Below are 13,513 nucleotides of genomic sequence, written 5' to 3' on the forward strand. Positions count from 1 at the left end.
GGAGAGGACAGCGGACCATTGTCCGCCTATTTGGGCCTGTCTTATGAGGATGAATGTTTTCTGATGAGCCTGTCCTTTGAAAGGAGCTATACAAACCGCGAAGATATCGAAAGCGGCGATACCATCCTGCTGCGCCTCTCGTTCAAAAATCTGGGCGAGGTCACTTCACCCCTTGTATCCCGAAGCGTTTTACGCGAAGCTTCCCGCAGCGTCGGGAACTGATATTCCGGAAAGGCAAAAATCATGGCGGGCAGTGTAAACAAGGTGATTCTGGTGGGAAACGTGGGCAAGGATCCGGAAATCCGGACCATGCAGAACGGGGGCAGGGTGGCCTCCTTCTCCATTGCCACGTCAGAATCATGGAAAGACAAAAACACGGGTGAGCGCCGGGAAAAGACGGAGTGGCACCGGATCGCTGTGTACAGCGATGCCCTGGTTGGCATTATAGAGCGTTTCGTGCGCAAGGGGTCGAAGCTTTTCGTGGAAGGCGCCCTGGAAACCCGCAAATGGACGGACCAGTCCGGGCAGGAACGCTATACGACCGAAGTGGTGCTGAAACAGTTCCGCGGAGAGCTGACCCTTCTGGATTCACGGTCAGGCGGGGATTCATCACCTGTGCAGGGCCAGGCTGCAGAGTATGCTCCGGCCGGAGAGCGTGGAGCGGAGGGTGGCCGTACTTCCCGGACCGCTGATCTGGACGACGAGATTCCATTCTGAGCACAGTAAGCGGAACCGCTCCTGTCCTGGTGTGATTCCGTCAGGATCTGCGCCTGTCGGACAATCCGGCCCTGTCATGGGCTGTGGTGCAGATGCAGCACCCTGGTTTCGCATTTTCAATCCGGTCCTGCAGGGAGAGAAGTTTGATCCGCATGGACAGTATGTGCGCCAGTGGGTGCCGGAGGTTGCGGGGCTGCCGGATCGCTGATCCACAGGCCGTGGGAGGCGCCGGTCGCTGTTCTGGAAAAGGCGGCTATTGTGCCGGACAGGATATATCCCGACCCGGTCGTTGACCTGAAAGAGGGAAGAGACCGGGCCATGGCGGCTTTCAGGAGATCAGGCGTATAAAAAAGACCCCGGTTTCCCGGGGTCTTTCTTTTCTTCCAGGCAGGCAGGAAGGGTCAGAAAATACCACCGCCTCCTCCACCTAAACCACCCAGAACACCACCTACAACACCGCCAGGACCGGCGTCAACGCCCACATCAACGTCCGCCAGCACCGACCGGTCTACCCGCCCATCCGGACGTCAACCTGGGCCATCGCCGGAAGCGAGGTGAGGGCAGATACAGCAAGCGCAGGGATCAGAAAACGCAGACGCATATCAATCTCCAGTATGTGTTGTTGTTTTTTCATACAAGATATAGGATCTATAGAACTGCCTCTGATAGCCATCAAGTGCCTTTTTTCATTTTAAACTGAATGTTCTGTGGCAAAAAAGAACAGGGCGAACCAAGGCAGAAAGCCGTAGAAAATCAGGGCTGGAGAGAGCCTTTTCGCCTGTGCTCGCCGTACTGATACGCCATCAGGCTGGCGATGACGATGGCCATGCCGGTGTACTGGAGGGGCGACAGGTACTCGCCGATCAGCAGGACGGCGAACAGGGCGGTGAACATGGGCTCCATCTTGAGCAGCAGGCTGTAGTTGAACGCTCCCAGCAGGGCGATGCTGTAGAACATGCCGATGGTGCCCAGAACCAGGGACAGGGACCCGGCCGCCAGCCACAGCCAGCCTTCGGTGGATGCGGGGTACGCCGGGGCCTTGAAAAACATCAGCAGCAGCACGAACAGTGCAGCGAAGATAAACGCCTCGGCTCCCACCACAGCCGGGTCACGGCTTTTCGTCAGGCGACCATAGATATACAGGCGGCTCCCCATGGCGATGGCCGCCAGGAAAGACAGGGCGACTCCGGTCAGGTTCAGGCGCTGGTCCACATGCCACACATCCAGCACCAGGCTGAGGCCGCCCAGCGCGGCAAAGGTGGTGAGCAACGCCAGCGCATCCAGCCGCACTTCCCCGCGCCACGCCATGAAGAACAGCAGCATCAGGGTGTGGGTGAACATGATGATGATCACCAGCGGGCCGGGCAGGAAGATCAGTGCCACAAAAACGCTGCTGAGGGAGATGGCCTGGAAAAAGCCGCCGGACATGGCGGTTCTGGTATCCGTGCGGCTTCTGAACAGGGGCTTTTGCAGGCCCAGACACAGCATGCACAGCCCCAGCGCGCGAGCTGCTGTGGTCACCACAATCACCAGAATCGCATTGCCGCCGTCTGCATAGACTGCACGGGCTGTGGAGGGGCTCACGCCGAATACCACCGCCGACAGAAAAGCCAGCAGGATTCCCAGAAGTTTTTTACGGGCGGGGGTCATGGGGAGGTGGACTCCACATACTGCCATTCATAGCGGTGGCCCAGGGCGGTGAGGACCTCGTACCCGATGGTGCCCGCGTCGGCGGCCAGCGCGTCGGCCGTCTGGTGCTCCCCGATCAGCTCGAGCCAGTCGCCGGGCTTTGGGCGCTGTCCCTCGGGAATGGCCGACAAATCCACGGTGGTCAGGTCCATGGACACGCGGCCCCGGATGGGACACCGGAAGCCTTTCCAGTACATGGCGCCGCGGTTGCCCAGCGCGCGGAAAACCCCGTCCGCATAACCCGCGGCCACTGTGGCCAGCGGCGTGTCCTGCGGGGCCTGCCACGTGCCGCCATAGCCCACGCGGGCGTCTTTATAGACCTGCCGCACGCGGATTACGGGCACGGCCAGGCGGGCCACGGGCTTCATGGGGTTGGCCTTTTCCGGCACGGGATTCAGACCGTACAGCGCCGCGCCGGGCCGCGCCAGGTCATAATGATACCGGGCGTGGCGGAACAGGCCCGACGAATTGGCCAGGGATTTTTCCGCCGCCGGAAAATGTCTGGCGATGGAGTCGAACACGGTGAACTGGGTCTCGGTCATGGGGTGGTCAGGCTCGTCCGCGCAGGCGAAGTGGCTCATGATTCCAGCCACTGTGATTCCATCCAGTATGGTTTTGTCGGCCAGCAGCCTTTCTGTTTCAATTTTTCCCAAGCCCAGGCGGTTCATGCGGATGTTGAAATTCAGGAACGCGGGCAGTTTTTTGCCGTGTTTGGTACTGAGTTTTTTATAGCCTTCAATTTCTAAAAAACTTCCAATCACGGGAATCAGGTTGTACTCGGCGTACGCATCGGCGCCGCTGCTGTAAAAGCCGTTGAGCACCAGGATCCGCGGAGTTTTAATAGCTTGGCGCAGGGCAATGCCTTCCTCCAGCGAGGAGACGAAAAAGGTTTTACATCCCACCGTGGCCAGCGCCGTACCGATCTCCACCGCGCCCAGGCCATAGGCGTTGGCCTTGACCACCGCGCCCACCTGCACTTTGGGTCCCGCATGGGCTTTCAGCAGCGCGTAGTTACCCCGCACAGCGGACAGGTCGATGGTCAGAATGCCCTGGCTTTTGAGCATGGTGTTCTCCATAGTTTATTTACCCTCAGAGCAGAGACGCAGAGGGCGCAGGGCCTCTGTTTTTTATTGTCATTCTGAAGGAGCGAAAGCGACTGAAGGATCTTTTGCTGCGGGAAAGAAAGATCCTTCGCTGTACTCAGGATGACATTCAATATAACTCTCTGCGTTCTCTGCGGTGAAATCCTTTCTGGAACACTTATGCAAAGCTCTTCCTCATGGTGAGGGACAAATCGGTACTTCATACTCATCTTGCACATTCTGCGCCGTGTGGAAAGTCGCCAGGATCCAGGAGGCAGATCCTGTGGCCACCGACTGGTGCCATGTATTGTCCGGAACGGCGTGCCAGCGGTTTTCAAAAGCCTCGTTGCGGTCTGATCCGTAAGAGTCGGCTTCCCACACGCCGTTACGCAACACCCGGGTTTCTCCGGTACCTTCAATACAGTACAGGAACTGGAAGCTGTTGGGATGCCGTTCCCGCTCCATCTCCAGCCCCGGGCGGAAGGCCGCCATGCGCAGGGTCTGGATAAACGATGGCGGAGCAACGGGCAGGTCCTGCAGAGGCACGGTGACAGCCACCGCCGCTTCGGCAGGATTTTGCTCCAGCAACGCCAGTACTTCCTGGCCGGCCCGGCTCAGGAAAGCTGTAACAGCGGGATCTGCCACAAAACGGTCCAGCTCCCGGATCCGGGGCCGAACGGCCTCTGTAAGAGATCTATTGAGAGTCTGCGCCTGGATCATCGGTACCCCCTCGCTGACAGCAGGTTGTTCTTTTTCAGGAAGGCGTCGATCAGGCCTTCGCGCTGCATGTCTTCCAGCACCGCGTCGATCATGTGCCGGAAATCATGGCTGCCCGGCTTGTAGGCAAAGCGGAACAGCAGTTCTCCCAGCGGTTCTGTCAGCACAGGTTTGATGGCCTTGGGCTGGGCCTTCATGTAGCCGTCCGCAAACAGGGGCGACAGCAGGATAAAATCGGCCTTGCCCGTGATCATGTCCTGGAAGTGTGTTCCCGCCGGCGCGCCCTGCGGGGCCAGCACCATGGTGACTTTTGGCAGTTTCAGGGGGATATAATAGGCCCCGGCCTCGCCGTCGGTTCCCGCAAATCTGTATCCGGGATTGTTCAGGTCGGCATAGCTTTTAATGGCCGACGTATCACGGTCCGCCGGCGTGTAGATCAGCATGTCCTCGGTGAAAATGATGCGGCTGGTGATGGCGTGCTTCAGCTGGGGTGGATAGATCAGCCACGGATGGCAGATGGCGTTAAACCGGTCCTGCGCCAGGTCCAGGTACACCGTGCCCATGTTGGTCATCTCGACCCATTCCACCTTCATCTGCAGACGCCGGGCGATTTCCTTCCAGATATCAATGGTGAGGCCCTTTGGCTCTGCCTTGCCGGTCAGGCCCGGCTCAAAAAACTGGTTAAACACAATCACGCCGCAGCGGATCGTGTTGCTGTCCACCACGCGCCGGTATACGGCGTCTTCAGCCCGGGCGGGCAGGGCGAGGAACAAGATCAGACAGAAAACTGCAAAGATTTTCATGGCGATCTTTCCGGTTGGGAATCGCTATTCAGCAATATCCTGTAACGAACTGCAGGACGATCAAAATACGCAGGATCAGGGCGGGGGATTTCCTCGACCAGATAACCGCCGCACTTTCTGATCGACGTAATGGCTGCTAGGTTGCCATAGGCCGTGATCATGTCAATGGCAGAAAGCCCGGCCTGCCGGGCCAGGGGCTGAATGTGAAGCAGCGCCCAGGTTCCGTATCCTTTGTTTCACTGTACTTGCTCCGCCGTTTCCCTGAACTCCACGGCGTGGAGCGGGCGGGGGGAGAGGTCGACGGGTGCGGGTTCGGGCAGGTCGGTTTCCGTGCCGGCAGTATGTAAATCGCGAAACTTGCGGGCGGTCACCAGAACGCGGCTCTCCAGCGATGACACCGTGCTGTTATAGCTGTCCACGGCCTTGTTCAGGCTGCCGCCCAGCTTTTCCATGTGCTTGCCCATGTCACTCAAACGTTTATACAGCTCGGCTCCCAGGGCGCTGATATCCCGCGCGTTGTCCGCCAGCTTTTCCTGCCGCCAGCCATAGGCCACGGTTTTCAGCAGGGCGATGAGCGTGGTGGGCGTGGCCACCAGGACGCGGTTCTCGGGGCCCAGCTCGATCAGGGCCGGGTCGGCCTCCAGTGCGGCGCTGTAGAAATTCTCGCCAGGCAGAAACAGCACCACGAATTCGGGCGAATGTTCGAACTGGTCCCAATAGGCCTTGAGGCCCAGCGTGCGGACATGTTCCCGCACGTGGCGGGCGTGACGGGCCAGAGCCTCGCGCCGCGCCGTATCGTCGGCTGCGTCCAGAATATCCAGATAGCCGTCCAGCGGGGCCTTGGCGTCCACAACGATAGAGGTGCCGCCAGGCAGCTTCACCACCATATCGGGTCGCAGGCGGCTGTCGCCGGTGCTGACCGAGGCCTGTTCCACAAAATCGCAGTGGTTCAGCATGCCGGCCATTTCCACCACGCGGCGCAGCTGCAGCTCGCCCCACCGGCCGCGGGCCACGGGCGTGCGCAGGGCGCGCACCAGCTGTGACGTCTCGCCGCGCAACGCCTGTTGCGATTCCAGAAGCGAAGTTACCTGCTGGCGCAGACCTTCGTAGGCGCCGACCCGCTGTTTCTCCAGCCCTTGGATCTGCTGCTCCATCCTGTCCAGGGTCTGACGCACGGGAGAGACCAGCTGGGAAAACTCGCCTTTGGCGACTTCCCTGGTCTGAGCCAGCTGGGCCTTGGCCAGTTCAAGGAACTGCTGGTTGTTCTGCCGCAGCGCCTCGGCCGCCATGGCCTGAAAGACCGTATTCTGCGCAGCGAGTTTTTCCTCGCTGATCCGGCGTTCGTTTTCCAGCTGGCTCTCCAGCCGGGCGATGGCGGCGGCCGCGGCAACGCCGTCCTCCCGCCCGAATACGTAGGCCAGCATCCACCCGATTCCGATCCCCAGAAGCAGGGATATGCCACTTGCCAGCCAGATCATGAACGCCTCCGGAATTGCTTTCCGGCGCACTGTACAGCCATTCTCAAAAAAGAACAAGAAGAGAACATCCGGCCCGGAAAAATTTTCCGGTTGCCATTCATAAGCCTTCATTCTATTTAGCTCATGAGCTAAACATATGTTGATGGGAAGTACAGGTTCCTGGTGGAAAAGATCTTCAAGGCCCTGTCATCACCGGTGCGGCGGCGGATCCTGGCGTATCTGTCTGGTGGTCCTCTGCGCGCGGGGGACATTGCTGACCGGTTCGAGATGGCCTGGCCCACGATCTCGCGGCACCTCAACGTTCTGGAAAACGCCCGGCTGGTGCGCTCGCAGAAAAAAGGCCTGCACGTTTTTTACACCCTGGAAAAAGACAACCTGGTGACATCTGTGTACGATTTTCTGGCTGATTTCTGCCCCGTCAGCCGGACCCTGAAAAAGGAAAGCCGCACGCGGCGGACAAAACATGACTGAGCAGAAAAACCAGTGGTGGGAACGCCTGCACTGGCGGCTGTTTTTTCCGATTCTCGTTCTGGGGCTGGCCGGTATTGCGTATACGGCGCTGCGCTGGAATGCCCTTTATGATTCGGCTCTTCTGTATCTGGGGATACCCCTGATCCTGGCGCTGGGATTTTCCTTAATTCCCGAAAGAAAAACGGCCATGGGCGCCACCATGAAAGGCACAACTGTCGCCCTGTTTCTGTCGGTCGCGGTGTTTCAGGAAGGCTATATATGCATCCTGTTTGTTGCGCCCCTGTTCTATGCCGTGGGCGCCCTGATCGCCTGGCAGGTGGACCGCGCCAGAAAGCGCAAGGGGACTGCTGCGCAGGCGGCTGTTCTGGCCTGTTGCCTGGCCGTGCTGTCGCTGGAGGGAGCCACGGATCTGACGACCTTTCCCCGGGATAATGTGGTCGAGGTCTCGCAGATCATTCCGGCGGATATAACGCAGGTACGGGAGCAACTGGCGAAAACACCGGCGTTTCCGGAGCAGAAGCCGTTCTTCCTGCGCATATTTCCGTATCCCGTCCACATTTCCGGCCAGGGGCTGGAGCCGGGGGACGAGCGGCGGGCGCACTTTGTGGCGTGGAAGCATATCTGGTGGACAAAGGTGGAAGGGGATCTGGTTTTCCAGGTGGCGGAGAGCACGCCTGGTTCCATTACGTTCCGCGTGGTGAAGGACGATACCTATATCAGCCATTATCTGAAGTGGCTGTCGTCCCGTGTCCGGCTCGAGGCTGTGGATGACAGCCACACCCGGGTCACGTGGACGCACGAGTACCAGCGCCTGCTGGATCCCGTGTGGTATTTCGGTCCGCTACAGCACTATGCCGTTGCCCTGACGACGGAACAGCTGGTCCGGTATGTGGCCACGCCGGCCGGGCAGACCGGATCATGACTCCGGCTTTCGAGAATATCCACCGGATTGTCGAGGGGCAGGGGGCAGACCCTGTGGCAGGCCAGGTGGTCTGGTCGCCGGCAAAGTCCCTGTTCCTTGTGGCCATGTACGGACTGACCGTGCTGGCTGTCGTCCGCTTTTTCGCCTGGGATGCCGTTGCGGTGTTTGTGGTGAAGACAGCCGCTGTCCTGTTGCTGGGCCATTCCGTGGGCATGCACCGTCGCCTGATCCATAACAGTTTCGAGTGCCCGCAGTGGCTGGAGTATGTGCTGGTGTATACGGGCGTTCTGGTGGGACTGGGCGGGCCCTTCACCATGATCCGCACCCACGACATGCGCGACTGGGCCCAGCGCAAGCCCTGGTGCCATGACTATTTTGCCCACCGGCGCAGTCCTTTTGTGGATGCGCTCTGGCAGATACATGGTGAGGTGCGCCTGGACAGGCCGCCGCAGATCGTGCCCGAGCCGCGTATCGCCAGCGACAGGTTCTATCATTTTATCGAGAGGCACTGGATCGCTGCCCACCTGCCGTGGGCCATGGTATTTTATGCGGCGGGAGGCTGGGCCTGGGTCCTGTGGGGCGTGTGCGCAAAGGTGGCAGCCACGGTCACAGGCCACTGGCTGATCGGGTATATGGCGCACAGGGATGAGCCTTCAGGCTGGCATGTACGCGGCGCGGGCGTGCAGGGCCACAACGTGCCATTCTGCGGCCTGATCACCATGGGCGAGTGCTGGCACAGCAACCACCACGCCTTTCCCGGCTCAGCCCGCATCGGGCTGGAGCAGGGACAGCCGGATCCGGGGTGGGGGCTGATACAGGTGTTCGCAAAGCTGGGACTGGCCTGGAATATCCGCACTGCGGAGGATCTCCCATACAGGCCTGAACTGGCATGGGCAGGAGACTCTGCTGGCCATAAAAAAACTGCTCCGGTTTGACCCGGAGCAGCGAGAGGTCGTCCTGTCAGTCCAGGGTTTCCGGATTACTCGTCCCTGCTTCCGCTGCGGCCGCTGTTACCTGAGCTTCCACGATTTCCACCCTGAGTGGATTCACCGCCCTTTTCACCAGCCTTGCGGGCAGCTTCGCTACCCTGTGTGAACTGGCCCTGTTCATTGCGGCCCTCTTCCTGCCCTTTACCCTGGGCATTCTGGCTGCGTCCCTGGCTGCCCTGATTGCCTTGGCTCTGTCCGCCCTGGGCAGAACGTTCACCTTGGCTTTCGCCTGATTTTTCTCTCTCAGCCATAACAGTCTCCCTTGTCTGTGAAGGCGTCCCGGATTGAGACGTCATTGCAGAAACGGACTGCTGCCATGAATGTTTCTGGACAAAACGGAAGGGGTAATCCACTGTATCAGGGCATACTTCCACCCTGATACAAGTGACCGGACAGAATGTTTTTCGACCTGGCCAGCAAGGAAGTTATCGGCGGTATTGCCACGGTCGTCGGCATTGCGGGTTATGTTCCCTATTTCATTGGCCTGCATCGCGGCAAGCTTCGGCCCCACATATTCAGCTGGTTTATCTGGGGCCTTATTATGGAGACGGTTTTTATCCTGCAGTGGGAGCATAACGCAGGCCCCGGTGCCTGGATCACGGGCATGAGTTCCGTATTCTGTATCATCATCTGTCTTCTGGGCTGGAAAGCCGGCGAAAAGAATATTACCCGTGCGGACTGGGCTGTCCTGATGGTCTGCCAGCTGGCAGTGCCCCTGTGGTACGTTATCCAGCAACCTGTTTTTACCATGTTGCTGCTGACAGTGATCGAGCTTGTCGGCTTTTATCCGACCTTCCGGAAATCGTGGCATGATCCGTATGGAGAATCGACCTTGTCGTATTTTATTACGGCCCTGAAATTTGTCATCTCCATATTCGCCATCCAGAATTTCACAGTCGTGAACTGGATGTACCCGGCAGCTCTTTTTGCCGTGAACATCATTCTGGTCAGCACCCTGCTGCTGCGCCGCCGGGCCCTGTCAGCGCGGAATTCCTGACCTGTTACAAGAGGCCACGTTGAAAAAGCAGCTGGCAATTTTTGACTTTGACGGGACCCTTGCCAACAGCATGGAATGGTTTTCCGGTGTCATGAACGATGTGGCCCGGCAGCATGGTTTCCGGCAAATATCAGATGAAGAACGGGAAATGCTTCGGGGCCGTTCAAGCCGTGAGATCGTAAAGTATATGGGCATTCCGGCCTGGAAACTTCCCCTTATTGCCCGTCACATGCGCAAGATCGCACGGCGGGATACGGGAAAAATCCCTGCCTTTCCCTGGCTGTCACATGGGGATATGCCACAGCATCAGCCCTTGAAGCCGCCAGACCGACACAGTTTCTCCATTATCCGGATGAATTGATCGGCTGGTTTTTATAAAGCTGGGCAGCAGGCATGAACCATACCCGGAGCGATGACAGGGCCTACTTCATGGAGAATTGTGAAGGGCCGGTAAATTATACCTGCGCCCTTCACAAAAAATCCTGGCTGTCTTGGTTAGGGCTGCCATCCCATGGCTACCCTGGTTGCTTCCCATACTATTTTCCCTTCGGGCGTTGCCCAGTCAGAAACCTGATCACCTTTAACTTCCGAATACCCCTTGCCTTCTACGCGCATCGTTGTCATCAGGAAAAAATTGCCGGTTTCAGGTTTGGATGTTTCTTCCTGTATGCCCTCCTGCCTGGGATGAAAGATTGCAGAACATACCAGTCTGGTCTCTTGATAATAGCTATCCCATGACTGAACACTTCCCCCGATCCGGAACTCGCCGTAATCAGGTGTGCCAAAATGATCAGTCCAGGGACCAAAAGTGTCTATTGGTCCACAACGTCCGCTATCCTAGACTTGTGGGGATTTCAAAAACATTTGCCTCAATGCCTCAACAGCAGGATCTGAATTCTGATCGGATTCGCAGCCAACAACGCCCGTAACAACCAGAAAGCCTGCTGTGGCAACGGCATTTAATCTTTGGGACAAAGTCATTTTAAGTGTCCTTTCTTATTCATTTGAAGTGGCAAAGGTACACCATATGCGGCCCACGCACAGTATTTTCAAAGGGCTGGGCCGGGGTTTGTACCGCCGCTTGCGATCCTTCTGAAGCCTTAACAGGGTTGAAGGCAGGAACTCAATAATTATTGTGGGGTATTACCCCCCAAATTTATTGCTCGTTGGGAAGCCGTTGGGGGGCAGGCGGCCGGTGCCGGCGCGCACCGCCATCCAGGGGGTAAGTTCGGCGGCGGGGACGGTGCGGGTGCGCTCGCCCAGCTGCCAGGTCAGGCCCTCGGCCATTGTAAAGACCTTGGCGTCCGACAGGCTGCCGTCCTTGTATTTCTGCAGGATCACGCCGCGACCTTTGGCCATGGGGGGCACTTCGTCCACGGGGAACAGGAGCAGCTTGCGGTTGTTGCCGATCACGGCCACTGTATCGCCCTGCGCCGGAACGCAGACCAGGGCCACTGCGCCGTCGCCCGCCGTGAGGATCTGCTTGCCTGCTTTTGTCTGGGCCAGAACGTCGTTTTCGGCTACGCGAAAGCCGCGTCCGTCGGACGCCGCTACCAGCAGCATGCCGCCCGGAGTGTGCTTCATCAAGGTGACTACGTCCGCCTCGTTGGGCAGGTCGATCATCAGACGTACCGGCTCGCCAAAGCCACGCCCGCGCGGAAGTTTATCCACGCCCAGCGTATAGAATTTACCCTGGCTGCTGAACAGCAGCAGCTTGTCCGTCGTTTCCGCGTGGAGCACGAAACTCTCGCTGTCGCCTTCCTTGTATTTTACGTCCGACGTGTCGGTCAGGTGGCCGCCCACGGTGCGGATCCAGCCTTTGTCGGACAGGAACACGGTCACCGGCTCGCGCTCGATCACGGCGTCGACGGTGATCTCCACATTGTCCGGAGGCTTGCCGATTTTCGTGCGCCGTTTGCCCAGCGGAGTCGCCTCGCCGAACTGCTTTTTGATGTGGGCGATTTCTTTGCTGAGGTAAGTCCACTGACGCCGGTCGCTTTTCAACAAGGCATTGAGGTCGTCGCGTTCTTTGTTCAGCTCGTCATGCTCATGCTTGATTTCGATTTCTTCCAATTTACGCAAGGCCCGCAGGCGCATGTTGAGAATCGCCTCGGCCTGGTTTTCAGTCAGCTTGAACCTGGCCATGAGCACGGGGCGTGGTTCATCCTCGTTGCGGATGATCTTGATCACGGCGTCCAGATTCAGATACGCGATCAGATAGCCGCCGAGAATTTCCAGGCGCTGCTCGATCTTGCCCACGCGGTATCTGGAGCACCGCACCAGCACCTGGCGGCGGTGGTTCAGGAACGCCTGCAGTACCTCGCGCAGGTTCATCACGCGCGGCACGGAATCCGCGTCCAGAACGTTCATGTTGAGTGGGAAGCGCGTCTCCAGATCCGTGGCGCGGAACAGGGATTCCATCAGCATGTCCGCGTCCACGTTGCGGCTTTTGGGCACCAGAATCAGGCGGATATCCTCGGCGGATTCATCGCGCACGTCGTCCAGCAGCGGCAGTTTTTTCTCGGCCAGAAGCTCAGCAATTTTTTCGATCAGGCGCGATTTCTGCACCATGTAGGGAATTTCGGTGACCACGATCTGCCACGTGCCTTGGGCGAGGGACTCCTGCCCCCACCGGGCGCGCAGGCGGAAACTGCCGCGGCCGGTGCGATAGGATTCGGTCACGGCATCGCGGCTTTCCACCAGAATGCCGCCGGTGGGAAAGTCGGGCCCGGGGATAATTTTGGCCAGCTTTTCAATAGGCGTTTCGGGTTCCTCGATCAGCAGGCTGAGCGCGTCGCACAGCTCGCCCACATTGTGGGGCGGAATGCTGGTGGCCATGCCGACCGCAATGCCCGTGGCGCCGTTGGCCAGCAGGTTGGGGAAGGCTGCGGGCAGCACCATGGGTTCCTGCTCCGACCCGTCATAGGTGGGGCGGAAATCCACGGCGTTTTCGTCAATACCTTCCAGCAGCGCCTTGGCGACCAGAGTCAGCCGAGCCTCGGTGTACCGCATGGCGGCGGCATTATCGCCGTCGATGTTGCCGAAGTTGCCCTGGCCGTTGACCAGCGGATAGCGCACGGAAAAGTCCTGGGCCAGGCGCACCATGGCCTCGTACACCGCCACGTCGCCGTGAGGATGGAACCGGCCGATTACGTCGCCCACCACGCGCGCGGATTTCTTGGGCGGCGTATTGGGCTCCAGCTTCAGCTGGCTCATGGCGTAGAGTAAACGCCGGTGGACCGGCTTCAGCCCGTCGCGCACATCGGGCAAGGATCGCGCCATGATGGTGGACAAGGCATAGGACAGGTAACGCTCCCCCAGCACTTCAGCCAGGGGCTTTTCCAGAATATCGAGTGCTTGCGGTGTTTTCATGGGGCTGATTTATAGAGGATTCGGGGCATGGAATGAAGGCAACAAAAAAGGGAAGGCGTGCGGCCTTCCCTTCCATATGTTCCGCAAGGGCGGGAAAATTACTTGATCTTGCCCTCGACGTATTCCACGTGCTTGCGCACGACGGGGTCGTATTTGCGCTTCTTCAGCTTTTCGGTCTTCGTGCGCGGGTTTTTTGTTGTGACGTAGAAATGGCCCGTGTCGGCTGTGCTGTTCAGCCTGATCTGGATTGTTGTTGATTTCGCCATGGCCTGTGTC

General features: G+C 58.8%; 15 protein-coding genes and 1 pseudogene. 8 read left to right on the forward strand and 8 right to left on the reverse strand.

The features are described 5' to 3' along the window. From M3O22_05215 to M3O22_05225, 3 genes and pseudogenes are all read left to right on the forward strand, one after another. Window positions 1–222 (forward strand): hypothetical protein (locus M3O22_05215; GenBank protein MDP9196154.1); only part of this gene is annotated, 222 nt, incomplete at its 5' end. A 21-nt stretch (window positions 223–243) separates the two neighbouring features. Then, window positions 244–717 (forward strand): single-stranded DNA-binding protein, encoded by a 474-nt coding sequence (gene ssb / locus M3O22_05220; protein ID MDP9196155.1) that lies wholly within the window; start codon window positions 244–246, stop codon window positions 715–717. 79 nt (window positions 718–796) lie between these two features. Beyond that, window positions 797–1,065: pseudogene (locus tag M3O22_05225) on the forward strand (FAD-binding domain-containing protein). Between the two features lie 405 nt (window positions 1,066–1,470). Here the strand turns inward: M3O22_05225 and M3O22_05230 are convergent. The 5 genes from M3O22_05230 to M3O22_05250 all read right to left on the reverse strand — a co-directional run bounded on the left by M3O22_05230 (window position 1,471) and on the right by M3O22_05250 (window position 6,486). Then, a complete protein-coding gene (locus M3O22_05230; GenBank protein MDP9196156.1) occupies window positions 1,471–2,367 on the reverse strand; it encodes a DMT family transporter in 897 nt (298 codons plus the stop codon). Further along, window positions 2,364–3,470, reverse strand: coding sequence for an alanine racemase (alr, locus tag M3O22_05235; protein ID MDP9196157.1), 1,107 nt, complete (start codon window positions 3,468–3,470; stop codon window positions 2,364–2,366). Before alr ends, M3O22_05230 begins: the two co-directional genes overlap by 4 nt. A 213-nt stretch (window positions 3,471–3,683) precedes the next feature. Next, window positions 3,684–4,208 carry a hypothetical protein gene (locus M3O22_05240; GenBank protein MDP9196158.1) on the reverse strand — a complete coding sequence of 175 codons (525 nt, stop codon included), beginning with the start codon at window positions 4,206–4,208 and terminating at the stop codon, window positions 3,684–3,686. Next, window positions 4,205–5,008 carry a transporter substrate-binding domain-containing protein gene (locus M3O22_05245; GenBank protein MDP9196159.1) on the reverse strand — a complete coding sequence of 268 codons (804 nt, stop codon included), beginning with the start codon at window positions 5,006–5,008 and terminating at the stop codon, window positions 4,205–4,207. Before M3O22_05245 ends, M3O22_05240 begins: the two co-directional genes overlap by 4 nt. Before the next feature lie 236 nt (window positions 5,009–5,244). Beyond that, entirely contained in the window at window positions 5,245–6,486 is a 1,242-nt protein-coding gene (locus tag M3O22_05250; protein ID MDP9196160.1) for a DNA recombination protein RmuC, read from the reverse strand. Between the two features lie 162 nt (window positions 6,487–6,648). Between M3O22_05250 and M3O22_05255 the strand changes: the two genes are divergently transcribed. The 3 genes from M3O22_05255 to M3O22_05265 are packed head-to-tail and all read left to right on the forward strand — an operon-like array spanning window position 6,649 to window position 8,814. Beyond that, on the forward strand, window positions 6,649–6,957 hold the full coding sequence (locus M3O22_05255; protein ID MDP9196161.1) for a metalloregulator ArsR/SmtB family transcription factor: 309 nt from the start codon (window positions 6,649–6,651) through the stop codon (window positions 6,955–6,957). Next, window positions 6,950–7,879, forward strand: a complete 930-nt coding sequence (locus M3O22_05260; GenBank protein MDP9196162.1) for a hypothetical protein — start codon at window positions 6,950–6,952, stop codon at window positions 7,877–7,879. Before M3O22_05255 ends, M3O22_05260 begins: the two co-directional genes overlap by 8 nt. After that, window positions 7,876–8,814, forward strand: a complete 939-nt coding sequence (locus tag M3O22_05265) for an acyl-CoA desaturase (GenBank protein MDP9196163.1) — start codon at window positions 7,876–7,878, stop codon at window positions 8,812–8,814. Before M3O22_05260 ends, M3O22_05265 begins: the two co-directional genes overlap by 4 nt. A 44-nt stretch (window positions 8,815–8,858) precedes the next feature. On the opposite strand, the gene M3O22_05270 is transcribed toward M3O22_05265, so the two are convergent. Beyond that, a complete protein-coding gene (locus tag M3O22_05270) occupies window positions 8,859–9,119 on the reverse strand; it encodes a hypothetical protein (protein MDP9196164.1) in 261 nt (86 codons plus the stop codon). Window positions 9,120–9,265: 146 nt separating this feature from the next. Between M3O22_05270 and M3O22_05275 the strand changes: the two genes are divergently transcribed. Both M3O22_05275 and M3O22_05280 read left to right on the forward strand, forming a co-directional pair. Continuing rightward, complete coding sequence (locus M3O22_05275) at window positions 9,266–9,865, forward strand: hypothetical protein (GenBank protein MDP9196165.1); 600 nt, start codon at window positions 9,266–9,268, stop codon at window positions 9,863–9,865. A gap of 19 nt (window positions 9,866–9,884) precedes the next feature. Beyond that, window positions 9,885–10,226: an HAD hydrolase-like protein gene (locus M3O22_05280; protein ID MDP9196166.1), complete on the forward strand. Its 342-nt coding sequence runs from the start codon at window positions 9,885–9,887 to the stop codon at window positions 10,224–10,226. A gap of 782 nt (window positions 10,227–11,008) precedes the next feature. Here M3O22_05280 and parC read toward each other — a convergent pair. Both parC and rpmG read right to left on the reverse strand, forming a co-directional pair. Continuing rightward, complete coding sequence (gene parC / locus M3O22_05285; GenBank protein ID MDP9196167.1) at window positions 11,009–13,237, reverse strand: DNA topoisomerase IV subunit A; 2,229 nt, start codon at window positions 13,235–13,237, stop codon at window positions 11,009–11,011. A 98-nt stretch (window positions 13,238–13,335) separates the two neighbouring features. Then, complete coding sequence (gene rpmG, locus M3O22_05290; protein ID MDP9196168.1) at window positions 13,336–13,503, reverse strand: 50S ribosomal protein L33; 168 nt, start codon at window positions 13,501–13,503, stop codon at window positions 13,336–13,338. Window positions 13,504–13,513 lie beyond the last annotated feature (10 nt).

Source organism: Pseudomonadota bacterium, from assembly GCA_030775045.1.
GTDB lineage: Bacteria > Pseudomonadota > Alphaproteobacteria > JALYJY01 > JALYJY01 > JALYJY01.